This is a genomic window from Shewanella alkalitolerans (assembly GCF_019457575.1).
Taxonomy (GTDB): domain Bacteria; phylum Pseudomonadota; class Gammaproteobacteria; order Enterobacterales; family Shewanellaceae; genus Shewanella; species Shewanella loihica.
On the sequence record NZ_CP080422.1, the window covers coordinates 3,711,850 to 3,734,102 of the forward strand.

The 22,253-nt window shown below is 54.5% G+C and carries 16 protein-coding genes; 8 read left to right on the forward strand and 8 right to left on the reverse strand.

Annotation, left to right across the window (positions count from 1 at the left end; all coding sequences use genetic code 11):
- Nucleotides 1–53: 53 nt before the first annotated feature.
- From hpt to K0J45_RS16160, 5 genes are all read right to left on the reverse strand, one after another.
- A complete protein-coding gene (gene hpt, locus K0J45_RS16140) occupies nucleotides 54–584 on the reverse strand; it encodes a hypoxanthine phosphoribosyltransferase (RefSeq protein WP_011866938.1) in 531 nt (176 codons plus the stop codon).
- 18 nt (nucleotides 585–602) lie between these two features.
- Nucleotides 603–1,262 (reverse strand): flavin prenyltransferase UbiX, encoded by a 660-nt coding sequence (locus tag K0J45_RS16145; RefSeq protein ID WP_220043297.1) that lies wholly within the window; start codon nucleotides 1,260–1,262, stop codon nucleotides 603–605.
- A gap of 47 nt (nucleotides 1,263–1,309) precedes the next feature.
- A complete protein-coding gene (gene mpl, locus K0J45_RS16150; RefSeq protein ID WP_220043298.1) occupies nucleotides 1,310–2,692 on the reverse strand; it encodes a UDP-N-acetylmuramate:L-alanyl-gamma-D-glutamyl-meso-diaminopimelate ligase in 1,383 nt (460 codons plus the stop codon).
- A 553-nt stretch (nucleotides 2,693–3,245) separates the two neighbouring features.
- Nucleotides 3,246–4,220: a hypothetical protein gene (locus tag K0J45_RS16155; protein ID WP_220043299.1), complete on the reverse strand. Its 975-nt coding sequence runs from the start codon at nucleotides 4,218–4,220 to the stop codon at nucleotides 3,246–3,248.
- A gap of 890 nt (nucleotides 4,221–5,110) precedes the next feature.
- Nucleotides 5,111–5,548 (reverse strand): MarR family winged helix-turn-helix transcriptional regulator, encoded by a 438-nt coding sequence (locus K0J45_RS16160; RefSeq protein ID WP_220043300.1) that lies wholly within the window; start codon nucleotides 5,546–5,548, stop codon nucleotides 5,111–5,113.
- Nucleotides 5,549–5,682: 134 nt separating this feature from the next.
- Between K0J45_RS16160 and K0J45_RS16165 the strand changes: the two genes are divergently transcribed.
- Entirely contained in the window at nucleotides 5,683–6,141 is a 459-nt protein-coding gene (locus K0J45_RS16165; protein WP_220043301.1) for a hypothetical protein, read from the forward strand.
- Between the two features lie 14 nt (nucleotides 6,142–6,155).
- Nucleotides 6,156–6,452: an antibiotic biosynthesis monooxygenase family protein gene (locus tag K0J45_RS16170; RefSeq protein ID WP_220043302.1), complete on the forward strand. Its 297-nt coding sequence runs from the start codon at nucleotides 6,156–6,158 to the stop codon at nucleotides 6,450–6,452.
- 494 nt (nucleotides 6,453–6,946) lie between these two features.
- Here K0J45_RS16170 and K0J45_RS16175 read toward each other — a convergent pair whose 3' ends face one another.
- Complete coding sequence (locus tag K0J45_RS16175) at nucleotides 6,947–7,396, reverse strand: hypothetical protein (protein ID WP_220043303.1); 450 nt, start codon at nucleotides 7,394–7,396, stop codon at nucleotides 6,947–6,949.
- Nucleotides 7,397–8,146: 750 nt separating this feature from the next.
- Here K0J45_RS16175 and K0J45_RS16180 point away from each other — a divergent pair.
- Nucleotides 8,147–11,347, forward strand: coding sequence for a DUF2339 domain-containing protein (locus tag K0J45_RS16180; protein ID WP_220043304.1), 3,201 nt, complete (start codon nucleotides 8,147–8,149; stop codon nucleotides 11,345–11,347).
- 165 nt (nucleotides 11,348–11,512) lie between these two features.
- Here K0J45_RS16180 and K0J45_RS16185 read toward each other — a convergent pair whose 3' ends face one another.
- Nucleotides 11,513–16,450, reverse strand: a complete 4,938-nt coding sequence (locus K0J45_RS16185) for a S8 family serine peptidase (RefSeq protein WP_220043305.1) — start codon at nucleotides 16,448–16,450, stop codon at nucleotides 11,513–11,515.
- Between the two features lie 561 nt (nucleotides 16,451–17,011).
- On the opposite strand from K0J45_RS16185, the gene K0J45_RS16190 reads away from it, so the two are divergent.
- Nucleotides 17,012–18,016: a LysR family transcriptional regulator gene (locus tag K0J45_RS16190; RefSeq protein ID WP_220043306.1), complete on the forward strand. Its 1,005-nt coding sequence runs from the start codon at nucleotides 17,012–17,014 to the stop codon at nucleotides 18,014–18,016.
- Nucleotides 18,017–18,177: 161 nt separating this feature from the next.
- Here the strand turns inward: K0J45_RS16190 and K0J45_RS16195 are convergent, their stop codons facing one another.
- Entirely contained in the window at nucleotides 18,178–19,056 is an 879-nt protein-coding gene (locus K0J45_RS16195; RefSeq protein ID WP_491572535.1) for a LysR substrate-binding domain-containing protein, read from the reverse strand.
- A gap of 657 nt (nucleotides 19,057–19,713) precedes the next feature.
- Here K0J45_RS16195 and K0J45_RS16200 point away from each other — a divergent pair.
- The 4 genes from K0J45_RS16200 to nrfD all read left to right on the forward strand — a co-directional run bounded on the left by K0J45_RS16200 (nucleotide 19,714) and on the right by nrfD (nucleotide 22,247).
- On the forward strand, nucleotides 19,714–20,043 hold the full coding sequence (locus tag K0J45_RS16200; RefSeq protein ID WP_398350090.1) for a PDDEXK family nuclease: 330 nt from the start codon (nucleotides 19,714–19,716) through the stop codon (nucleotides 20,041–20,043).
- A 98-nt stretch (nucleotides 20,044–20,141) separates the two neighbouring features.
- Entirely contained in the window at nucleotides 20,142–20,606 is a 465-nt protein-coding gene (locus tag K0J45_RS16205; protein WP_220043308.1) for a cytochrome c3 family protein, read from the forward strand.
- Between the two features lie 10 nt (nucleotides 20,607–20,616).
- Nucleotides 20,617–21,309, forward strand: a complete 693-nt coding sequence (locus K0J45_RS16210) for a 4Fe-4S dicluster domain-containing protein (protein WP_220043309.1) — start codon at nucleotides 20,617–20,619, stop codon at nucleotides 21,307–21,309.
- On the forward strand, nucleotides 21,306–22,247 hold the full coding sequence (nrfD, locus tag K0J45_RS16215; RefSeq protein ID WP_220043310.1) for a cytochrome c nitrite reductase subunit NrfD: 942 nt from the start codon (nucleotides 21,306–21,308) through the stop codon (nucleotides 22,245–22,247). The genes K0J45_RS16210 and nrfD overlap by 4 nt, the downstream gene beginning before the upstream one ends.
- Nucleotides 22,248–22,253: the final 6 nt, after the last annotated feature.

The window sequence follows — 22,253 nt, forward strand, 5'->3', positions numbered from 1 at the left end:
AAAACAAAAACTCCCGCACAAAGCAGGAGTTTAAAATCTTAACGACGGCGCGATTAATCTAGGGGTACGACTTTAGCTATGTAAGGCAGGTTGCGATACTGCTCGGCATAGTCGATACCATAGCCGACGATAAACTCATCGGGGATGGTGAAACCGATAAAGTCTACCGGTACATCAACCTCGCGACGCTCTGGCTTGTCCAGCAAGGTACAGAGGGCCAGGCTCTTAGGTTCGCGCAGCAGTAGCATCTCGCGCACCTTGTTCAGGGTGTTACCCGAATCGATTAGGTCTTCGACGATCAACACGTCACGGCCTTCGATATCCGACTGCACATCCTTTAGGATCTTCACGTCGCGCGAACTGGTCATGGCGTTGCCGTAGCTGGATACCGACATGAAATCGATCTCAACGTGGCCCTTGATGCGGCGACAGAGGTCGGCCATAAAGACCACAGACCCCTTCAGCAGGCCAACCATTAGCAGGCGTTCGCTATTGGCGTAATGGGCATTGATCTGCGCTGCCAGGATATCCAGTTGTTGTTCAATCTCATCTGCCGAGATCATCACTTCGGTAGTGTGTTTCATACTCTTCTCAAATTTGTGTTAATTGTCGCGGTTGTCGGCACTGTGCTTATCATAGCCCCAACGCTTGGTTAACCCGTGGTCGACACCCAGATGGTCTAAGATCCGAGCGACCATGAAGTCTACCAGATCTTCAACCGATTTGGGATCATGATAAAAGCCCGGAGCCGCCGGCATTATGGTGGCGCCGAGGCGAGACAGGGACAGCATATGCTCTAAGTGTATGCTGCTAAAGGGGGTTTCTCTGGGCACCAGGATCAGCTGGCCACGCTCTTTTATCACCACATCGGCGGCCCGCTCCAGCAGGCTATTGCTCATGCCGGTGGCCACCGCCGCCAGGGTGCCTGTACTGCAGGGGCAGATCACCATCTGCTTGGGCGCCGCCGAGCCAGAAGCCGGTGGCGAGAACCACTCCTCCTTGCCCAGCACATGCAGCTCACCGGCCACCTCATTGCCGCGCTCGGCAAACAGCGCCAGCAACTGGGCCTTGGCCTTGTCGCCGTTAGCGCTGAGCTGCAGCCCATGTTCGGTGGCCAGCACCACGCGCGCCGCGCTGGAGATCATCAAAAATACCTGATAATCGGCCATCAACAGGCATTCCAGCAGCTTGAGTCCGTATGGCGCCCCGCTGGCGCCGGTCCAGGCCAGGCTGATCGCCTTGGCCCGCTTGGGATAATTCATATCTCTCTCTATGTTGAAGACCCGAGTCTAACCCTTACGGGCTAGACTCAAGCCTTGGTCTCTTCCAGCTTAGCCAGCAGCTTGCCATGCAGGCCGCCGAATCCGCCGTTGCTCATCACGATAATGGTGTCGCCGGGCCTTGCCGCCGCGGCCACGGTCTCGACCAGCTCATCTATGTGGTATAGCACAGTCACAGGCAACTCGGCCTTGGCCATGGCCGCTTCCACGTCCCAGTCGATATTGTCCGCCTGATACAGGTAGGCGGCATCGGCCAGTGCCATGGAACCGGCCAGGGTATCCTTATGCACGCCGCGTTTCATGGTGTTAGAGCGCGGCTCCAGCACCACTATGATGCGACCTTCACCCACTTTGGCGCGGCAGCCCTGTAGCGTGGTGGCAATCGCCGTCGGGTGGTGAGCAAAGTCGTCATACACGGCGATATCATTGACAGTGCCGATCAGCTCCATCCGACGCTTTGGCGGCGCGAAGCGGGTCAGCGCCTCGATAGCCGCCGTTGGCTTGACGCCCACATGACGGGCCGCGGCGATCGCCATGGTGGCGTTTTCCACGTTGTGCTGACCGATGAGCGACCAATCGAGCACGCCCTGGGACTCACCGTCGAAGAAGACCTCGAAGCTGTGGCCATCCTCGCTCAGCAGCTCGCTGTACCAGCCTGGGCTACCCGCCATCAGGTTATAGGTCTCCTGCTCGCTCCAGCAGCCCATGTCGATCACCTCGCGCACCGCGTCGCTGGCTGATGGCCAGATCACCTTGCCCTGACCCGGTACGGTTCTTATTAGGTGATTAAACTGACGCTGGATCGCTTTCAAATCATCGAAAATATCGGCGTGGTCGAACTCCAGGTTATTGATCACCAGAGTGCGCGGCTGATAGTGGACAAACTTGGAGCGCTTGTCGAAAAAGGCGCTGTCATACTCGTCCGCCTCCACCACGAAGAAGGGGGAATCCCCCAACCGTGCCGACACGCCGAAGTTTTGCGGCACGCCGCCGATCAAGAAGCCCGGCGCATACCCACAATCTTCTAAGATCCACGCCAACATGCTGGAGGTCGATGTCTTGCCATGGGTACCCGACACCGCCAGCACCCAACGATTGGTCAGAATATGCTCGGCCAGAAACTGTGGCCCAGAGGTGTATCTCAGGCCACGGTTGAGCACAGCCTCGACACAGGGATTGCCGCGACTCATGGCATTACCTATCACCACCAGATCCGGCGCATCATCTTCATTGTGCCCCAGTTGGCTTGGGTCGAAGCCCTGGATCAGTTCTATCCCCTGCTCCTCGAGCTGAGTGCTCATGGGTGGATAGACGTTGGCATCGCTGCCCGTGACCTTGTGACCGTTAGCGCGAGCGAGGAGTGCGAGACCACCCATAAAGGTGCCGCAGATCCCTAAGATATGTACATGCATTGGGGTTGGCTCTGGATAGGAATAATCTGGGGGTTATTCTAACGATTCGTGTCACCATTGTCAGTTAACAATGGTTTAAATAACGTTTTGATGACTAACGTCATGTTGACGGTTTACCCAAACTTCGTTTGGGATGGCTGACGTCAAGAGTGCGGCCTTACGGCCGAGGTAGGTCGTGGAACTCCGTTCCACACCAGGGCAAGAGGGGGATCTCCAGCAATCCCCCTCTTGCATCTCCCCGTGCCGCCCCAGACGAAGTTGTTATCCCTACATGGCTATTTGAAAATGACTGACGCTTCCGATGGGGCATCCAAGCCCCCCGAAAGCTAGCCTCACATCCATGTGAGTCTCACGCCATTTTCTGCAATCCACTCCGGCAACTTCGATGGGGACTTATCGTAGCTTCTACCCGCAACCTCACTAACTAGAACAAACTTAGCTCTGACCCAACTTTTCATTTATAAGTATCATTAGTGATCGGACGCAACGCCGCGTTAAGCGGACTAAAATAGTGGGTTAAAATATGTAGCGAAGCGAAATGTAACCAACTGTTTTAGTTCCGTTTAAACGCCTTGTTAGCTGTTTGATTGCTATTTATTGCAGCAATAATAAATAGTAATGATTTGTAAACATCAGATTTACTAATATACACACCAGCATCATGACTGCACTTATTTAAAGTCTCGATGGTGTTTTGAAGTGTAAATTCTACACTTTCAGAAAAAGAGAGGTTTTTTAAAACACCAGTAAGGTCACCTAACATTAGCTTTTGGTAATCATTATCAAACTTTGTTCTCTGTTGTAAATTCAATACTTTTAATGCATTCTCGAAATGTTTTCGAGCAAGGTTTCCGTTAACATGAAGAGATTCTTGATCTGCCTCTTCAGTAGTACCAACAATTCCCATTATTTCTAGTATTTTGTCTGATGTTAACTTTAAGTTTTGTTTATACAATACAGCTTTTGAGTCATCGACTGAAATATAGCCATTGTAGTTTGGAACAATTGATGTTGTGAAACAATGGATTTTAGGGACTGTTATACTATGAGTCTTTCGTTTTACTTCTTTAAGTATTTCTACAGAAAAAGGGTGGCCTTCCAAAAATAGAATCTTAGAGCAACCTTTGTTGTATTTAACATTCAAAGTTTTTTTGTCTTGATAGAAGCCTTTTAAAAGTAATACAGGAAGACCTTTGTTTAAGGTTATGTATATTGAATCAATTATTAACTCTGATTTGATTAAATGGGCACCAAAACATTCAATTTCAAATTGATCTTTTGAATCAGAAAAATCATGCCAAACTAGCTCTAGAAGCCGAGTTTCATCATCAAAGGTAAATCTTTCTACACTGTCCCAATTTGACAAATCAATGAAATCTACAATTGTGTTTTGTTTGTGTTCATTTATAAAAAATGAGGTGATTTGCTTTATCATCACCCAGTCACGAATTTCTTGTTCTAATATTGCTTCGTATTCAGTTTGAAACTTTTCTACAAAGTTTTGTAAATCTTCTTTAATTTTTTCCATGGAAATCCAAATAGGTTAAGACAGCTAACAGCTTATTAGTGCGCATGCGCGTTTACCTCGTTGAACCAGTGAAAACGCGCACAGTTAACTATCTGTATGTAATGAACTTATCAGCATTTTGCCGCTTTTCATATAAGTAATCCATCTGCAAAAACGCGCATGCGCGTTTTCCAAACCTATTATCTCAAGTAGTCAACACATAACTGATTGATAAAAATGAATTATACGGATTAGTACGTGTATAAAAGCGCAAAATTATTTCACTATTTTCCTTGATATTCGGAAATACCAAATAACACTGTACAAATAAACAGAATATTAGGGGGGGGGTAAGGTAATCATGAGTCTAAAAAGCCCATTTCTAATCGGTGTTCAAGAAACTATGCGTATGCGTGGTTACAGTATTAGGAATAGTCGGGTCAGAGTAAACTTTGACTTATTTGCTTCAATGTAGGTTGTGGCTACAACAGATCCCCATCGAAGTTGCCGGAGTGGATAGCAGAAAATGACGTGAGTCTCACATGGATGTGAGGCTAGCTTCCGGGGGGCTTGGATGCCCCATCGGAGGCGTCAGTCATTTTCAATAAGCCACGCAGGAATCACAACTTCGTCGGGGGCGGCACGGGGAGATGCAAGAGGGGGATTGCTGGAGATCCCCCTCTTGCCCTGGTGTGGAACGGAGTTCCACGACTTACCTCGACCGTCAGGTCGCACACCCCGGGTGTGGGATGGAATCCCGTAAGGCCGTATCCGTCCCAACGAGGGAAGCTCCCCACGACGTTAATCCAAACGGAGTTTGGAAAACTCAATTCATGCCGAAAGGCTACACCAACCTTGGTGTGGAGCAGAGTTCCACGACTTAACTCGGTCGTCAGGCCGCCCCGGCCCCGTTATAATTTCCGCTCTAGCTTCCTCAGGGTATCCAAGGTCACCTGCAGCGCCTCGGCATCGATCCCTTGAGCGCAGGCTTCCGCCCAGGGAAGCTGTTTCTGCTCTAGCTTCTGGATCACATCGACCCCCTTGTCTGTGAGTAGCAGTAGTTTGGCTTTCTTGTGTTGCGGATTATCGGCCAGGGCAATGAAGCCTAACTCGACCATCTCATTAGCCAGGCGCTGCACACCCTGACGACTCTGCCCCATAGAGTGGGCCACATCGGATACCGTCATGGGATTACCGGCGCGGCCGAGCGCCCCCAGCACCTTCCAACGGGCGCTGCTCATCTGCACATCCTGAGTGAGCTTGTCTCCTTCGGCCGTTAACTGGCCGCTAAGCTTGAACACCTCTAAGACAATTTCGGTAAATAATCGGCCTCTTGGCGACGCTTTCATAAAAAATCTCTCCAGAACAATTTGACAGCATGATGCCAAACATGACAATATGCTGTCAAATATTGACAACTTGTTGTCATACTCTATCCCAAAAGACGACAAATAGCAGTCGAAAAAATTCGCCCGGAGGCATTATGAAAAAAACACTACATCTGTTTGGTGCCATCACGGCAACGACCTGCATAGCAAGCTTCTTCCTTGCCACGATTTTGGTTGAACTCTTCGGCAGCGTTGAGCAGATAATCACGGTCAAGCAGCTGATTCTCATGCCCGGCCTCTTCATCCTGATCCCCGCCATGATGATTACGGGCGTGACGGGCAATATGCTAGGCAATAAGGGAAGAGTCTTAGGCGCTAAACAGCGTAGGATGAAACTGGCGGCAGCCAACGGCCTACTGATGTTGTTGCCCTTGGCAATAGTGCTCGCCCGCATGGCCAGTGCCCAGGAGTTCGACAGCCTCTTCTTCAGCCTGCAACTGCTTGAGCTATGCTGCGGCACCGCCAACCTCTATCTGCTGGGACTCAACGCCAGAGACGGCATGAAGCTCAGTGGCCGCCTTAAACAGAAAAAACTCACCAGTAACGCACTTTAATGGAGGATCACACCATGTCTGCACCCGTCACACTCATCAACCCCTTCAAGGTTCCCGCCGACAAGCTGGAGGCCGCCATCGAATATTGGGAAGCCCACCGCGACTTCATGGCCCAGCAACCCGGCTACCTCTCGACGCAGCTGCACCAGTCCATAGACGAGGGCGCCACCTACCAGCTGATCAACGTCGCCATCTGGCAGAGCGAGGCCGACTTCTACCAAGCCGCGCAGAAGATGCGCCAGGCGCTAGGCCACATCCAAGTAGAAGGCCTAAGCGGCAACCCGGCACTCTACCGCGTCATCAGAACCTAAAAGGAGCAAGCCGAATCCAAGCCCCCACCAATACAGGTTGTGGCTACAACAGATCCCCATCGAAGTTGCCGACGACGGCATGGATGCAGGAGTTAGAGCGAAGCAGGATGCCAGAGCCGGGATGCGCAGATGAAAATGACGTGAGACTCACATGGATGTGAGGCTAGCTTCCGGCGGGGGGGGCTTGGTCTTTCTCGTGCATCCATGCACTTCAAGACATTCAGGCATCCTGCCTATCAGACTCCCCATCGGAAGCGTTAGTCATTTTCAAATAGCCACGTAGGAATCACAACTTCGTCGGGGCGTCAGGGTGGGTGCAAGGGCGAAGGTCATGTCAATGACCGTTTTGAGCGAGAGGCACGGATGCCGAACTGGCTTTTTACAAGGAAGTACTTGGCGAGGACGAGCAGTCCTCCTTGCCCGGGTGTGGGATGGAATCCCACGACGTTAATCCAAACGAAGTTTGGAAAAAGAGCAAACAACCAGTTTTAAGGCTATTGCAGATTAAAAAGATTATCTGAATTGTTTGAAGGCGGAGGAATAATCATCTCTCCTGTGGCATAGAGTCTATCGAACTCTTTCTTTGCATCGATCTTGTGATTAACGCAACGAACCATATGCGCATCATTTTTAAAGCTTCTGCACTCATCTGGCGTCACGTAATAACTCTTCCACGCTCGGTCACGCTTCTGCCGCTCAGCCTGCTCGATCGTTATTCGGGCTTTCTTTTCTTGCTCAGCAAGATAGCTTGCTTTAAAAGCCTCTATTCGGCGCTGTTTCTCCGCCGCCTTTTGCGCTGCAACCTTTTCTCGCAGCAACTTGGCTTGTTGTTCTAAGAAGCGATCAGCCTCATAGGCAACATAATTAACATAGGCAATATTGATAATGGCAGTGACTACTCCCGCCAGTAAGATTCCTAGAGTGATCTGAAGTACAAGTTTCATCGAATAACCTAAATTCCTTTTAAGCTAAGCAAGATGCTAACACCTCAGTACAAAATTTGGCACCTCAACCTTCACAATCTCACCAAAAGCACTAAAGCAACCTAATACAGGTTATGGCTACAACAAATCCCCATCGAAGTTGCCAACTAAATGGATATAGCAGGCAAAACAATCCACTGCCTGAACCCAAACGCCGGTTGTGGCTACAAGAAATCCCCATCGAAGTTGCCGGAGTGGATAGCAGAAAATGATGTGAGACTCACATGGATGTGAGGCTAGATTCCGGGGGGCTTGGACGCCCCATCGGAAGCGTTAGTCATTTTCAAATAGCCACGCAGGGACCACAACTTCGTCAGGGGCGGCACGGGGAGATGCAAGGAGGACGAGGACGAGCAGCCCTCCTTGCCCGGGTGTGGGATGGAATCCCACGACTTTCTCGGCCGTAAGGCCGTATCCATCCCGACGAGGGAAACTTCCCACGACTTTCATCTTCAAACGGAGTTTGAAAATCAAGCAAATGGTCATAGCTCCTATCCGTCCCACAACATGGGCAGACTCCAACGACTTACCTCGACCGTCAGGTCGCACATCCCCGGGGGTGGGATGGAATCCCACTCCGCTAATCCAAACAGAGTTTGGAAAACGAATGAACGTCCGCATTCATAAAAATATCAACTACTTCCCTAAGTGCCTATACTGCAAGTACAATGATAACTCTTAGGAAAAGTTGGCAAGACCAAAGGAAAGGCGATGACACTGAAGGAAGATGTCAACAAGCTCACTCAGGCCCTGGAGGCGATGCAGTCACAGCAGGCATCGGACCGCGCGGCGCTCACGAATCAGTTAGCGGAGTTTAGCCAGCAGCTGGCCGAGCTCAACGCGCGGGTTAATGCCCTTGAGGGCTACGACCAGCCCGAGTATCCACAGCAGACGCAATCGACGACTGCGCACACACATTCTATAGATTCAACCTCGGCATCGGCGCCAAGCCAACCAAGCCACTCAAGCCAATACTTGCCATGGCAGACCCCGCCAGAGCCGCCACAAGCAGCGCAGACGCAGTCAGAGCCGTTACAGTCAACGCAGCTAGAGTTAGAGAAGACGCCGCCATCCCATCAAGGCGAACTCAATCAGCAGGCCGATACCAGCTATCGCCACGACGCCTGGCAGCGTCAGACTCCTCAAGCACAGGAACAGGCTAAAACTTCTGCTCGCCCAACGAAAACCACAAAACAGAAAGCCGCCACTCCCGGTATTGGGCAACAGCTGGCTAACTCGGTGGGGCAGCTGCAGGGCTCTTTGGGACAGCTGGTTAATTTGCTACTCGGCCCCTTCGGCGGACTCGGCGAGCAGGCCAAGGCCTTCTATCAACACTATCAGGCCAAGGGACAGGGCGCGGTATTTCTGATGACACTCGCGGGCATCGTCACCCTGACCCTGGGCTTCGGCTACCTGCTGCAATACTCCATCAACCACTGGTTCTCCGAGCTTGGCAAGGCGATGCTCGGGCTTATCACGGCCAATGGGGTGATCGCCGGCGGCCTGTTTATCCGGCGGGCCAGGCCCGGCATGGAGGACTATGCCTCGGGCATAGTGGGCCTTGGGATCATATTAAATTACCTCTGTATCTATTTCCTCGGCCCCTATTTTGAGCTGATCCCCGAGAGCGCCGCCTTCTCGCTGATGCTGGTCAACACCCTGCTGGGCTACGGCCTGGCGATGAAGCTGGAGACCAAGGTGGTGGCCATCATCGCACTGTGCGGCGGCTCCTTGGCGCCGCTTATGCTGCTCGATGCCAGCCAGGCGCCGCTGCTCTATCTGCCCTACTTGCTGATCATAGGCGCCTGCTCCCTGGTGCAGAGTCACAGGCTAAACTGGCCCGTGCTGATAGAGATCACCGCACTGCTGCATATCGCCTGCGTGCAGCTACTGAGCTTCTTCCTGTTTCTGCCGCTGGCGCCCATCGACACCATGACCATGCTGGCGCTGGGGTGCATCAACGCCCTCTTCTATCTCTATGGCCTGGGTAGCCTCTGGCTCCAGACCAAGCGTGAGCCCAGTGCGCGCCTGCTGATGGTGCCCGTGGCCATGCTCTGTTTTACCCTCTATACCCTGGGGGAGTTTACCTCTTACGCCGGCGAGCTGTTCGCGATCAACGGCGCCATCTGCGCCCTGCTCTATTGGAAGATACGGCGCGATAGCCTGATCGCGCCGCTGATGCTGGCCGCGGCCGGGGTGTTCGCCGGGGTGGCCGCGCTCTACCTCATCAGCGCCGATCTCCTTGGCTTGGTTCTGTTGATCGAAGCGTTGCTGCTGCTCTGGCTCGGCGCTAAACATGATTTTATCGCCATTCGCACCGAGGCCTATATCCTGTTGGCGATGGGCCTTGGCAGCAACCTACTGTTCCTGTTCGACAGCCTGGCAGTGAGTCACCGCGAGCTGGGTGGCGCCGCGGGAATCACCGATAACCTAATCCTCATTCTCACCCTTACATTAAGCTGCGCCGCCTGTTATCAGGCGATACGCCTGATTGACGCCCTGGGGGATAGACTTGCCGGGATGGAGCGACTGCTGCACCGCGTCCTGCAGGGCGTTTTTGGTCAGCTGCTGGCGATCACCGCGCTATTTATCGGCTACTGCTTGAGCCCAGATTTCTATCTCAATGGGCTGCCACTGATCGCCCTGATGCTGCTCTATCTCGGCAGACGAGATGGGCTGCGCTTTACCGAGATCATGGCCTGGTTCTGGCTACTGCCGCTAGGCGGCCTCATCATGCTGGGCATGCTAGAGGCGGGCAGCGTCAACTTTGCCCAGCAGCCCCTCAACGCCAAGTTGGCGCGTATCGAGCTGTTCAGCAGCCTGCTGCTGGCCTACAACTGGTATAAGCGATACACACCTCAGTCGCCGCTGCTAAGTCTGGCCTATTATGTTCAGCTCATCTGTTACCTGGCGCTGCCGCTCCTGCTGCTGCCTAAGGTGCTGCGCAGCTATCTGGAACTGCTACCCATCTACCTCTGGTTGGCCAGCGCCATGGCCCTTGGCCTCGCAAGGTTCGTGCGCCACAGGAGTCTGGTGAGCGAAACGCAAGTGTTATGTGCCACGGCCATGCTGTTCACCGCCATTAGCTGTCTGGACAATCAGTGGCAGGGATTAGTCGCCCTCGCCATTGGCGCGCTGGCCCTAGGCACAGTGCACGGCCGTTATGAGCAAATGAACCGGCACTGGCGCATATTACTGCGCTTCCCCTGGCAGTTGAGCCCCTTCTATTTTGCCTTGGTCGTGGCCGTTGCCGTACAGACCCTGTCTGGGCTTATCGCCCCGGGTTGGTCCCTGGTATTCCTGGCGTTGACCGGCTACTTTGCCCTGCTGATCGAGCGTGACAATGCCCTGGGCAGACGTTTCGCCAAGGCGCTGAAACCAGGTTACGATCTCGCCTACGGCCTGCTTCTCCTGCTGCCGCTGGCGCCCATCATATTGCACGGCGATCGCCCCCTGGGGCTGGACATCAGCAGCCTGCTGTTTAGCCTCAGCGAGCTAGGCATATTGGTGGTGCTCGCCTGGTATCTCAGGGGCAAGCGACTCGGCATAGCGTCCCACAAGAAGCTGCTGCCCAAGCCCGCCCTGCTGTGGGGCTGGCACAGCCTGTTGGCGGTGAGCTATTTCCTCTGGAGTTATCAGCTGGGGGATCAGGTAGCCGCGCCTGTCAGCAGCATCCTGTTGGTGAGCCACGGCAGCGCGCTCATGTTCCTCAGCCTGCGACCGCAACAGACCAGCCTGATACGCATGGCGGGGATCCTCTTCGGCCTCGCTTGTCTCAAGATATTGTTTATCGACATGGCCTCCTTCGTGCTGGTGCAGAAGGTGGTCGCCTTCATCGTTATCGGCATTATCCTGCTGACGGTGGCCTACTTCTATCAGAAGCAGAAGAACCGGCTGCAGGCCATAGGTTAAGGATTAAAGGTTAAAGAGTTAGGTCGATGCCAAGATTACTGGCATAAAAAAAGAGGAGCCTAGGCTCCTCTTTTTCACTTTAGCTTCAAGCATCTTGGGTCATACCCGAAATGCTTGTTTGGCCATACTTTTGACCTTTTTAATTAGCCATCTTATGTAGCCGTTTTAGCTCAGGCGCGCCTTAGCCTTGCGGCGACGCAGCAGTGCCAGCGGCAGCAGGCCAAGCAGACCCAGCCCCAGGGCACCACCTGAGCTAGACTCAGGCTGCACAACCTCAGGCTGAGGCGGTAGTGTCGGCTCGACGCCATCGGATTCCACCGTCAGCATGAAGCTGGTGCTGGCGGCATCACCACTGTGCTCGTTATCGCGCACGGTCACAGTGACCAGGGTGTCACCGTGGAAGTTGGCCTCAGGGATCAGGGTAAAGCTGTTGCCCTGCACCTCGGCCGTGATGTGCTCGCCTGTCACCTCTACCGTGTTCGGCACCTTGTTGGCATCGATATAGCTTACCGTCAGCCCTTCCAGCGGCGTGTTCTCGGCCACGACCTGATCGGCAATCTCGGCGATCTGTATGTTGCCCTGGACACTGATAGCATGAGTGAGCTGAATCGACGGTGCGCCTTCCAGGTCATAATCCAGCACTATGTCTTGTACCGTACCAGTCGCCTCAGGCTTGATCACCGCCTTGAAGTTGACCTCCATACGGCTCTGCTCGGGTCCCACATAGTCGAAACAGACCACGAGATCGTCAGCCAGCACCTCATCTAAGTTATCGAAGCCCAGCACCTCATAGAGACCGCCGCCCTTGGCGCCTGCCTTAGTCGACCACTGAGTATCGAAACCTTCAAGGAACACGGCACCCTTGGCCAGATCGGCACCCAGGTTGTCGTAGGCATAGATGATCTCGAACTGACCCGGACGGTCGTCGATGCCGCTACGCAGAATCGTTTCGAAATCATACTCTTCGCCTGAGTTCTTATCGGTCACGTTATCGAACTCGAGGAAGAGTAGATCCCCAAGGTCTGGACGCTCCTCGGCATACTGAGAGGCAATAGTCAGTCCCCACGGATCTTCCCAGTGACGACGATACTTACCTTCGAAGCTACCACGCCAGAATGGCGCCAGCGCCTCGACCAGGAAGCCAGGACCACGGTGCAGCATCATGTACCAGTAACCCGTGTTCAGCTGCATGGCACCTACGGTATGCATGCGCAGATAACCGGCGTTCGGCTGGTTGTACAGCTCGAACTTGGCGCCTTCCTTGTAGAACAGCCAGTCGATAGGCACATCGAAGGCGCTGCGATAGTCGCCCACAAACCAGTCGGCCAGCGGCTGCATCTTAAACTCACCGAACAGGTCGATATAGCCACCGGTCGAGTACTCGTCGATCATCGGCGTGCGACACATCTTGTCGGTCAGGTTAGTGGTCATCTTATACTCGCGCTGTACGTCGCGGGTGGATGCCTGCATGCCTGTCAGGGTAAATCCGCGCTCATCGGCGGTCACCGCCTGAGTCACCTGATCGTTGTTGGTGGTCAGGGTCGCCGGTGCCAGACGCATCCCCTCAGGCAGTTGCAGGGCAAACTGATACTGACGGTCCTGAGTCTCCATGTTGGCGGCGATCTTCAGGCTGATATCCACCACATCCATGCTACGTGCCTTGTCCTGGCTCACTTCCCAGGTCACCGCATCGTCGGCGCGGCGAATATCCAGGGCGGTGAAGCCCAGGGTGCCCTCGGCGCCCGGCATGTTGCCGAGGTCGAAACCACCATAGTAGATATCACCGGCCTGGGTCTGTGGCAGGTTCCAGTTGATGCCGATCTCATAGTTACCGTTACCATCATGTGAGGCTGGGCCCGTGATGCTCAGGTTACCGCGATCGTCGTCTTCCATGATGATGGCGTAGCCTGTATCCACGTCTACTTCACCCTGGCCATAGGCCATGGCGGTAGCGACCCAGTAGGTGCCGGGCGCCGGGTTTTCCAGGCTACAGTAGTTGTGCTCCGCCTGACTGGTTGAGAGACAGACGGTTTCCGCCGAGTATTCCGCCTTGATGGCACTGCTGTCGGCTTCGCTGTCTGGCACGAAGGTGCCGTTGTCGTTCTCATCCAGACCCACAATCACAAACGGATGAGGCGTGGTGTAACGAGGGTTGAGATCCTCAAGCGTGCTCACCACTCCGGCCTTCTGCACCTCGACCACCAGACGCTTGGCGCCCTCGGGTACCGTGATGGTGCGGATATCCCAACCCTTCTCGATATAGTCCTGACGCAGGAAAGGTCCCACGGCGGTCAGACGATTGCTATACACCTCAGGCTTCACCGGGCCGTAGAAGCGCGGCGTCAGCTGGCTGTAGGCATCGGTATTCACCGTCAGGGTTTCTGTGCCTTGGTCCCTAGTGATCTCAAAATGATGTGACACGGGCAGCTGCTCACCACTGGTGGCCACCACCACAGGCATGTGCACCTCTGGCGATCTGTCACCCTGCTCCTTCAACACCACCTGGCCGTTGAAGAAGGTGTCCTTGTTGAGCACAGAATCCCACGGGCCATCGGCCTCTTCGGGATCGACCTTGATCTCTATCTTGCTCGGCGGTGTCGCCGTCACGATAATGCTCTGGGTCTCGCCCGCCTTGAGGGAGAACTGCGCCGGCGATACCGTCAGCTCGAAGCCCTCCTCCTTACCGATACCCTCAACCGTCCAGGTACCGTCGCGGGTCGCCTTGACCGTACGCATCCAGCTACAGGTGTCGGTACACTCCATCTCCACCATAGAGGGGATGTTGAGCCAGTTCACCAGGCCGCCGTTTGTCGGGTCGGCATTGCGGTAATTTTCGACAGTCTCATCCATCAACAGGCCGGTATCTGCGGCGCGCGCCACGTTGATCGCCCCTGCTCCGGCCATGAAGTTGTAGTAAGGCTCGATCAGCTGATAGCCGGTGTTGAGCATCACTGGGCCCGCCGTTAGCATCAGCGCCGATTGGATCTCCGCCGGTGTCCAGTCTGGATGGATCTGACTCAGCAGCGTCATGGCGCCAGTCACATGAGGCGTCGCCATCGAGGTGCCGCTCATGAAGGTCCAGTCGGAGGCCGTCGGTGAGTAGGTGAAGGGTTGATCGTCGGCGTTGGCCGCATAGATGTCGACACCCGGCGCCGTCAGATCCGGTACCAGAGTGTTATTGGTGCGGCTCGGCCCCATGGAGCTGAAGGTCGCCAGGTTGTTACCCAGCTCGGCGTCCAAGTAATAGTCGTTGCTATAGTCTGAGATGGTCGCGCGGGCGGCTTCGCCGTTACGGTTGACCCAGTTACGCAGCTTGTAGCGCTCGGCGGCCTTGATCTGAATGCCAGGCAGCACGAAGTTGTCCGCCACCAGGTTGTCCGCCGAGTAGCTGATGTTTTGCAGGATGAAACCACCCGCGCCACCGGCCGCCACGTTCTTGGCCTTGTCGACGCGAGCGATGTCGCCACGCTCACACACCACGATCTGGTCGCTGGTGAAGGTACCGGCCGGGAAAGGCGCATTACAGCTGGCGGCGTTATAGCCATCGTTAAGATCCGGGTCGGCATATTTCTCGGCCATCACCACCTGGCCGGTAATACCACCTGAGAAGCTCTTACCCTGCATTGGCGCGGTTGGCGCGCTTACCCCTTCGAACTCACCTAGGGTCTTCACCCCGGCCTCGAGCTGACGATCATGGGTGCTGGCACCTACGGTAGTCACCCAAGGCGAGCTGTGATCCGACGACCAGTAGGCGCCGTTGTTACCCGCCGCCACGGCGACAGAGATCCCCGCCTCACGGGCCGCCAGGAAGGCAAGCTCCATGGGATCGGCCCAAGGCAGAGACTCGGCGCCGCCGATAGAGAAGTTGATGGCATCGACGCCATCGGCTATCGCATCTTCAAATGCCGACAGGATCGCCGACTCGGGACAACCCGCATAGGGGTCGCCACTGCCACCAGGCCAACAGACTTGATAGGCGATGATATGGGCGCGGGGCGCCACACCACTGGTTTGTGGGAAGTTAAAGGGCACATTGATGCCGTCGCTGGTCGCCTCGCCGCTGAAGGTTTGCAGCGGGGTGTCGGTCAGGGTGTTACCCGCGACCGTGCTGGCGGTGTGAGAGCCGTGGCCGTTATAGTCTTCGCCATTGGCCGGGCGGATCATCACTGGGCGGCCGCTGGTTTGAAACTCGGGCGCCGCATAGATGTCGGTGATCTCAGGATAGGAGTGCAGACCGATCAGCTTGTTGTTACACAGCTCTGGCGAGTCGACACAATCGCCCACGCCGTTGTCGGCGCCGAAGGGGTTAGTCGTGGCGTAGGCCTCATCGTCGGCAAACGCCGGGTGATCTGTGTTGATCCCCGTGTCTATGATACCCACGACCATCCCTTCACCCTTGGCGGCCAGGCTGCCCGAGGTTGCCGTGCCCTGCCACACCTTGTCGGCGCCGATAAACTCGGGGCCACGGTCGGTGCGCAGCTGGAACACGCGGTTAGGCGAGATGCGGGTGACGCCACGCTGATGAGACATCTTGATGGCATCTTCCTGGGTCATCTCCACCACCATGGCATTGCTCGCCAGGGTGAACTGCTTAGTCACCTTCACCGAGGCGCCGGCCTGACGGGCGCTGGCGATAAACTTATCCTGCTTGGACACCAGGTATTGCTTGTAGGATTGAGCCGATGCGGTATTGACCGCGACTCGGCCCTTGGCGATCACTGAGCGGTTTTTCGGCGCCGTGGTGGCGGCATAACCTGGCACGTCACCGGCATAGGTGGCGAGCGGCTCGGCATCGAGCTGAACGATATAGGTCTGCACGCCGCTGGCTTTTTCCGATGGCGTGAAGATCTCCTCAGGCGTGCGCGCCTTCTTGACGCGGTTGATCTGCCCAGGTGTGCCCAGGTAGACCTCGCCACTCAACTCGAGTTGACGTTCCTCGTTGACCCGCTGAATATCTTCGGCGGTAAAGGTCGGGGTGTAGAAGCTGGTGCCAGGCACCTTCTCCATCCCCGGCTGAGCGATGGCAATCGAGCCCGCCCCGGCGAGATAGAGCGCGGTCAGGCTGGCGACGGCGCTTCGCTTAAACATTTGTTGGGTACGCATTGATATTCCTTTGAAATCATAAGCTTATTATTTTTCATGCATTTACATGCGCATTAGGTATATCAAACGACGGCAAAGAAAAACGTACCTTTATGTAACATTTGGGCTACATCTGTGCGGGTATATAGCCTTCAATTTCCCCGCAAAATTTGGCCTTGGAAACCCCTAACCTTCTCCCAGAAATAGTCACTCAAGCTAGGCGAGGCTCACCGCGCAACAGCTCCGACTAACAAGCCTGCTGCCGGCTAAACAGATCCTCTAGCCTAAGGGAATTCAGCTCACGGCGATCCGTCCCCTGCGCCCGCGGCCCACAGTCACTCGCCCCCCTAGGTGTATCTTTTTGTTACAGAAACCCTGGCAAGGTGGCTAAAATTCGGTGTTGTCAGGCTTAGCTGGCGATTTAGCGAAAGGTTAACCACAAGTTAACTGTGATGTAAACCGCAGAATTTTTAACCAACTTGTGCTACAAGGATCGTTCAGCAAATGGTTAATTTTTAAATATAAGATCTATTACTTTTGCCTGTTAACGCCATCGAAAACTGCCGATAGAGGGATATTGTCATGCTGAAGAAAGTGAGCCGACTCGATTACTATACCCTGCAGGTATTTATCGGACTGGTTGAGCTGAAGAGCGGCAGTGCGGTGGCCGAGCGATTGCGTACCACTCAGTCTAAGGTGAGCCGCAGTCTCACCTGCCTACGGGAGGTGCTGGAGGACGAGCTCTTTATCCGCCAGCAATATGGCTTCGAGCCCAATCAGGTCGCCCTCACTATCTATCCCATGGTCAAGACCATAGTGGAACAGTACGACAAGATAGTGGCCGCCACCATAGACAAGGGCGCCGAGCCCTATCAGCTCAGTGTCGCCACCTATGAGCAATGGTCACTGATGGCGATGAACTGTGTGCACAACACCTGCCACTGTATCGAGGGCGGCGTCAGCATCAATATTCAGCCCTGGACCGATAAGGTCAATCAGCGCCTGTGTCAGGGCAAGGTCGACTGCAGCATCTCCACCGAGCCGATTAATCACCCCATGGTGAACAACTTTAAGCTGGGGGATATCACCCATTTCTTCATCGTCGCCCGCCGTGGCCATCCTATCTTAACCAGTGACGATCCCTTAGCGCAGATGTTTAACTACCATATCGCCCTGGTGAACACTCACCTGCAGGAGCAGGAGCCTCACCCCATAGAGCTGTATGCCAAGGCCAGGCAGATAGAGATCCACGTGGCTCTCAAGAGCCCGAGCCTGAGGATGTTGGTGGATCATGTGAGTCACAGCGAGGATATCGCCCTGCTCTCCTCGGCCATGTCGATGAGCTATTTCGAGAATCGCGACGATGTGGACTATCTGGATATCTCCAGGATCTGGCTGCAGACCAGAGATCTCGAGACCGAGAGCTACTATCTGCATTGCCACAAGGGGATCAAACCGGAGCTGGCCAACTGCCTGCGCCGGGTACTGACGGAGAAGCTGATTGAGATGCAGGCCCACTGCGATCAGGTGGCCCGGGAGCGTGCGCCCCTCGCCCAGCCGAGCATAGCGCCAGAGCCTTCAGCATAAGCCCTTAGCCAGGCCTTTTAGCCAAGCCTTTAGTTAGAGCCCTTAGCCAGAGCCTTTAATTAGCGCCACAATAAGGCTGCGAATAAACCAGTAGGTTAGTTGCTGCCTGTGCTGGTACTTGTTGTAGTGCCTGTTATTAGTACCTTGCATTAGTGCCTGTGTTAGTGCACGTTCTGGCTAATCAGCTGGCCTATCTCCTGCTTCAACCAATCGAGATGGGCGGCGCTGCGACCGCTACGACTCAGCATGTAGAGCCTAGGGTATGACTGATCTTGGTAGAGGCGCGCGGTATCCATGCCCGACAGGCAGCATACATGCAGGCCGGGTAGCAGCTCGCTATGCTCATATACCCTGCTGTAAGGCAGCAGGCTCACCGTCTTGTCGTCGGACAGATAACGATACAGCTGATTAAACTCCAGCCCCTCCCGTCCCAGATCCACAGGGGCCAGATGACAACTAAGGCGCTGCTGAGTGCAGTAACGCTGGAAAGGATCCGGCGCCTGCCTGTCCAGCTGACCAAAGGCGCTCAGATAGGGATAGTTGGCGATATTGGCCAGGCTGATCTCCTGCTGCAACAGGGGATGCTTGAGGGAGCAGAGCAGATACAGGTGGGTCAACTGCTTGAGGGGCGTGATGGTGAGTCTGTCGTCCTGCAGCGCCTTGTCCGAGGACTCGCTGACGATCGCCAGATCGATCAGTCCCTGGGCCAGATCTTCCAGCAGATCCACAGAGCCGGTGCGCAGCTCATAACTGATGGGCAGCTGCGCCTCGCTGATGGCGCCGCTCAGGCGTTGGGGCAGCTCGGCGATCAAGAGATCGCTCACATAGAGCACCATCATCTGGCTCGCGGCCAGATCGTGACAGCTCTCCAGCTGATGCAGCTGTTCACCACACTGCACCAGGGCCTTGACCAGGGGATAGAGTTGACGGGTAAATTCGTTGGGTTCTAGGCCATGCTTCTTACGGATGAACAGGGGATCGTTAAAGATCATCCGCGCGTGTTGTAGACAGCGGCTCACCTTGGGTGCGGGTATATTCATCTCCATCGCCACCGACGAAGCGGAATGCTTTTCATACAAATTAACTAATATATTGGCGCTCAGCATATCTAAACTATCTAGAGTCATATTTTTCATTTCAAAATACCTCTCCCGACATCGAATATACCCATTCAGAGTATAGTAAATATATTTAAGCTGACAATATCTTTATTCGATATTAATAAAACAAATAAAATAGATCTTGATCATATTTCTAAATTTCAAGCATTTACAAAAACATTGCAATAGCTTAATTTTCATGCAAAATATCTTATAAACCCCGCCACCTTTCAGATATTCAACAATTAAAAAACACATATCTAATTATTGATTATCTACAAAATGAAATAGCTAAATATAAGTATCTGACCAAGGACTAAATTTTAATAATCCGATTTCAATAATTATTGTAAATAAATCCCATAGCGTAATAATTAAATCGAGAGTTAAAAATGAAAATAACCTTGGAGGTTTACTATGAACACCACCGCGACCGTTATTTTAAGCTATGCATTTATGTACTTTGTTTTGTTCATCATTTGTCCTCTCGTCATCGTGACCTTCGTCATGACGTGCATCAAGTTCTTTAGATCAAGCGAGAATCAGCTGGTCGATGCCGCCGTAAGCATCAAGCCTCACTTGCTCGACAAGGATTCAATGCACTTTTTGAAAGGCTTAAAGGCCATCGCCGCCAACCGCTACGATGTCCTTTACGGAGCGTCGCTGGTGAATGTAGTCGACTTAGATGACTCCCTCAGGAACCACGAAGAGGTGCAGGACTTCATGGAGCACTGTCACCTGGATTACGTGGTCGTCGACAACGAATCTTCTGCGGTCAAACTCGTGGTGAGCGACCCTGCGGCCAGCTCTCCAGAGCAGATGAAGTTTGTCGAAAAATGTTTAGATTACATAGGGGTGCAGCTGATTAAGCTGGACAAAGACAAGCATTGCGACGAAGCCTTGCTGCGCACCGCACTCGCCGCCTGATGAGTGTCTCTCACCGCAACGCCCAATGAGCGTCAAACCGACCACTTGACGCTCCTCTTCCCCACAACGTCATGCTCACTGAGGTGTAAGGATGCATTATGTGTCAAATTACCCCTTGTACTACTCTGCTGCTGGCCAGCGTCCTAACACTTGGCCTGGTGGGCCTAACGCCCAATGCCTTAGCCGCCGACGAGCAAGCCAGCCGCAGCTGTATCAAGTGTCATAAACGCAATGGCCAACTCGAGGGCATACACGCCAGCCCTGGCCTCGCCATTCTCTGTCAGGACTGTCACGGCCCCAAAGGTAGCCATCCCAAGAAGGGATCGACCATCATGACCTTTGGGCCCGATAGCCCCTTCTCGGCTCAGCAACGCGGCGCCGTCTGCCTGACCTGTCACGACCATCAGGCCCTGGGTGAAGTTGAATGGACTCACAATGTGCACGCCAATCGCCTTGGCTGCGATCAGTGCCATAAGCTTCATCCCAAGACGGACCCTATGTTGTCGCTCGATACGCAGCAGCATAGCCAGCTGTGTGTCGGCTGCCACAAAGTCGAACAATAGGAGGCCTGTGATGCAAGTTTCTAAACGCCAATTTCTCAAGGGGGTTGGGGCCCTACTGGCCGGTGTCTCTGTGTATGGTGCCACCCGCACGCCCCAGGCCGATTCCCTGCTCCAGCCCGAGCAGGAAAGCGAGATCAAATACGCCATGGTGCATGATGAGAATGCCTGTATCGGCTGTAACGCCTGCGTCCAGGCCTGCCGTGAGGTCAATCATATTCCCGAGGGCGTCACCCGGGTGAAGATAGAACGTAAGGGGCCCTTCGGCGAGTATCCCGATCAGAGCTACCGCTTCAGCCGTGTCTCCTGTCAGCACTGCGAAGCCGCGCCCTGTGTAAGGGTCTGTCCCACAGGCGCCGCCTATATCGACAAAGAGACGGGCATAGTCGCGGTCAATAGCGACCGCTGCGTGGGCTGCCAGTATTGCATCGCCGCCTGTCCCTATCAGGTCAGGTATATCCACCCCGAGACCCGCACCGCCGACAAGTGCGATTTCTGTCAGAAGAGTCGCCTGGCCCAGGGGCTTCAGCCTGCTTGTGTAGAGGCCTGCCCCACCAAGGCACTGACCTTTGGCAACCTCAAGGATCCCGAGTCGGATCTGGTCAAGCTGCTTAAGCACAAGCCCAGCTACCGCGCCAAGGTGGACCTGGGCACCCGGCCTAAGCTGTTCCATATTCAAACCATAGATGGGGAGATAATGCTATGAGTGCTTTTCATTTCGAAGGCCTGGTATGGCATTGGCCTATCGCCATATACCTCTTCCTCGCCGGTCTGTCAGCCGGGGCGGTATTTTTCGCCATCATGCTGAAACACTTCAAGTTATCCCATGAGGCCTGGCATTCGCCCTTCGTGCAGGCGGCGGCCATCATAGCCCCGGTCGCCGTGTTTGGTGGCCTGGGGATCCTGGTATTCGACCTCACCCGGCCACTGGATTTCTGGAAGATCCTGGTGTTCTACAACACCAGCTCAGTGATGTCCATGGGGGTGCTGGTGCTGATGGCCTATCAGCTGGTGCTGTTTGCCTGGATAGCCTGCGTCTTCCAGCGCCGCATTACTCAGCTGCTGGGCAAGCGTCTGCCTGTCGCCAACCGGCTGCTGAACTGGCTGGTGAAACAGGAAGCGGCGATCACAGGCGTCTTGGTGATCCTCGCCATCTCGCTTGGGGCCTATACCGGCTTCCTGCTATCGGCGCTGATCGGCTTCCCATTGCTGAATAACCCGGTATTACCGCTGCTATTCTTGATCTCCGGGCTCTCCTCCGGCGCCGCCGCGACCCTGCTGGGTGGTGTGCTGCTTCGGGGTAATCCCAATGGGGTCGAGGTGCGTTTCATCCACGGCATAGAGATCCCGTTGATTTTGGTGGAGATTGGCCTGCTGTTTACCTTCTTCGCCGGATTGATCCTCTCTGGCGGTCAGAGCCAGGTCGCGGCGCTCAACGCCTTGGGCTTCGGCTTCTGGGGTTGGATATTCTGGGCCGGCGTGATCGGCATAGGCCTCACCCTGCCACTGGCCTTCAACCTATGGATGAAGGTGTCGGCGGATCGTAAGTTCGCCTATGTGGCGGTTACCGCCAGCTTCAGCCTGATAGGGGTGTTCTTGCTGCGCAACTTTATCCTCTATACCGGCCAGATGACGGGGATCTAATCCCCG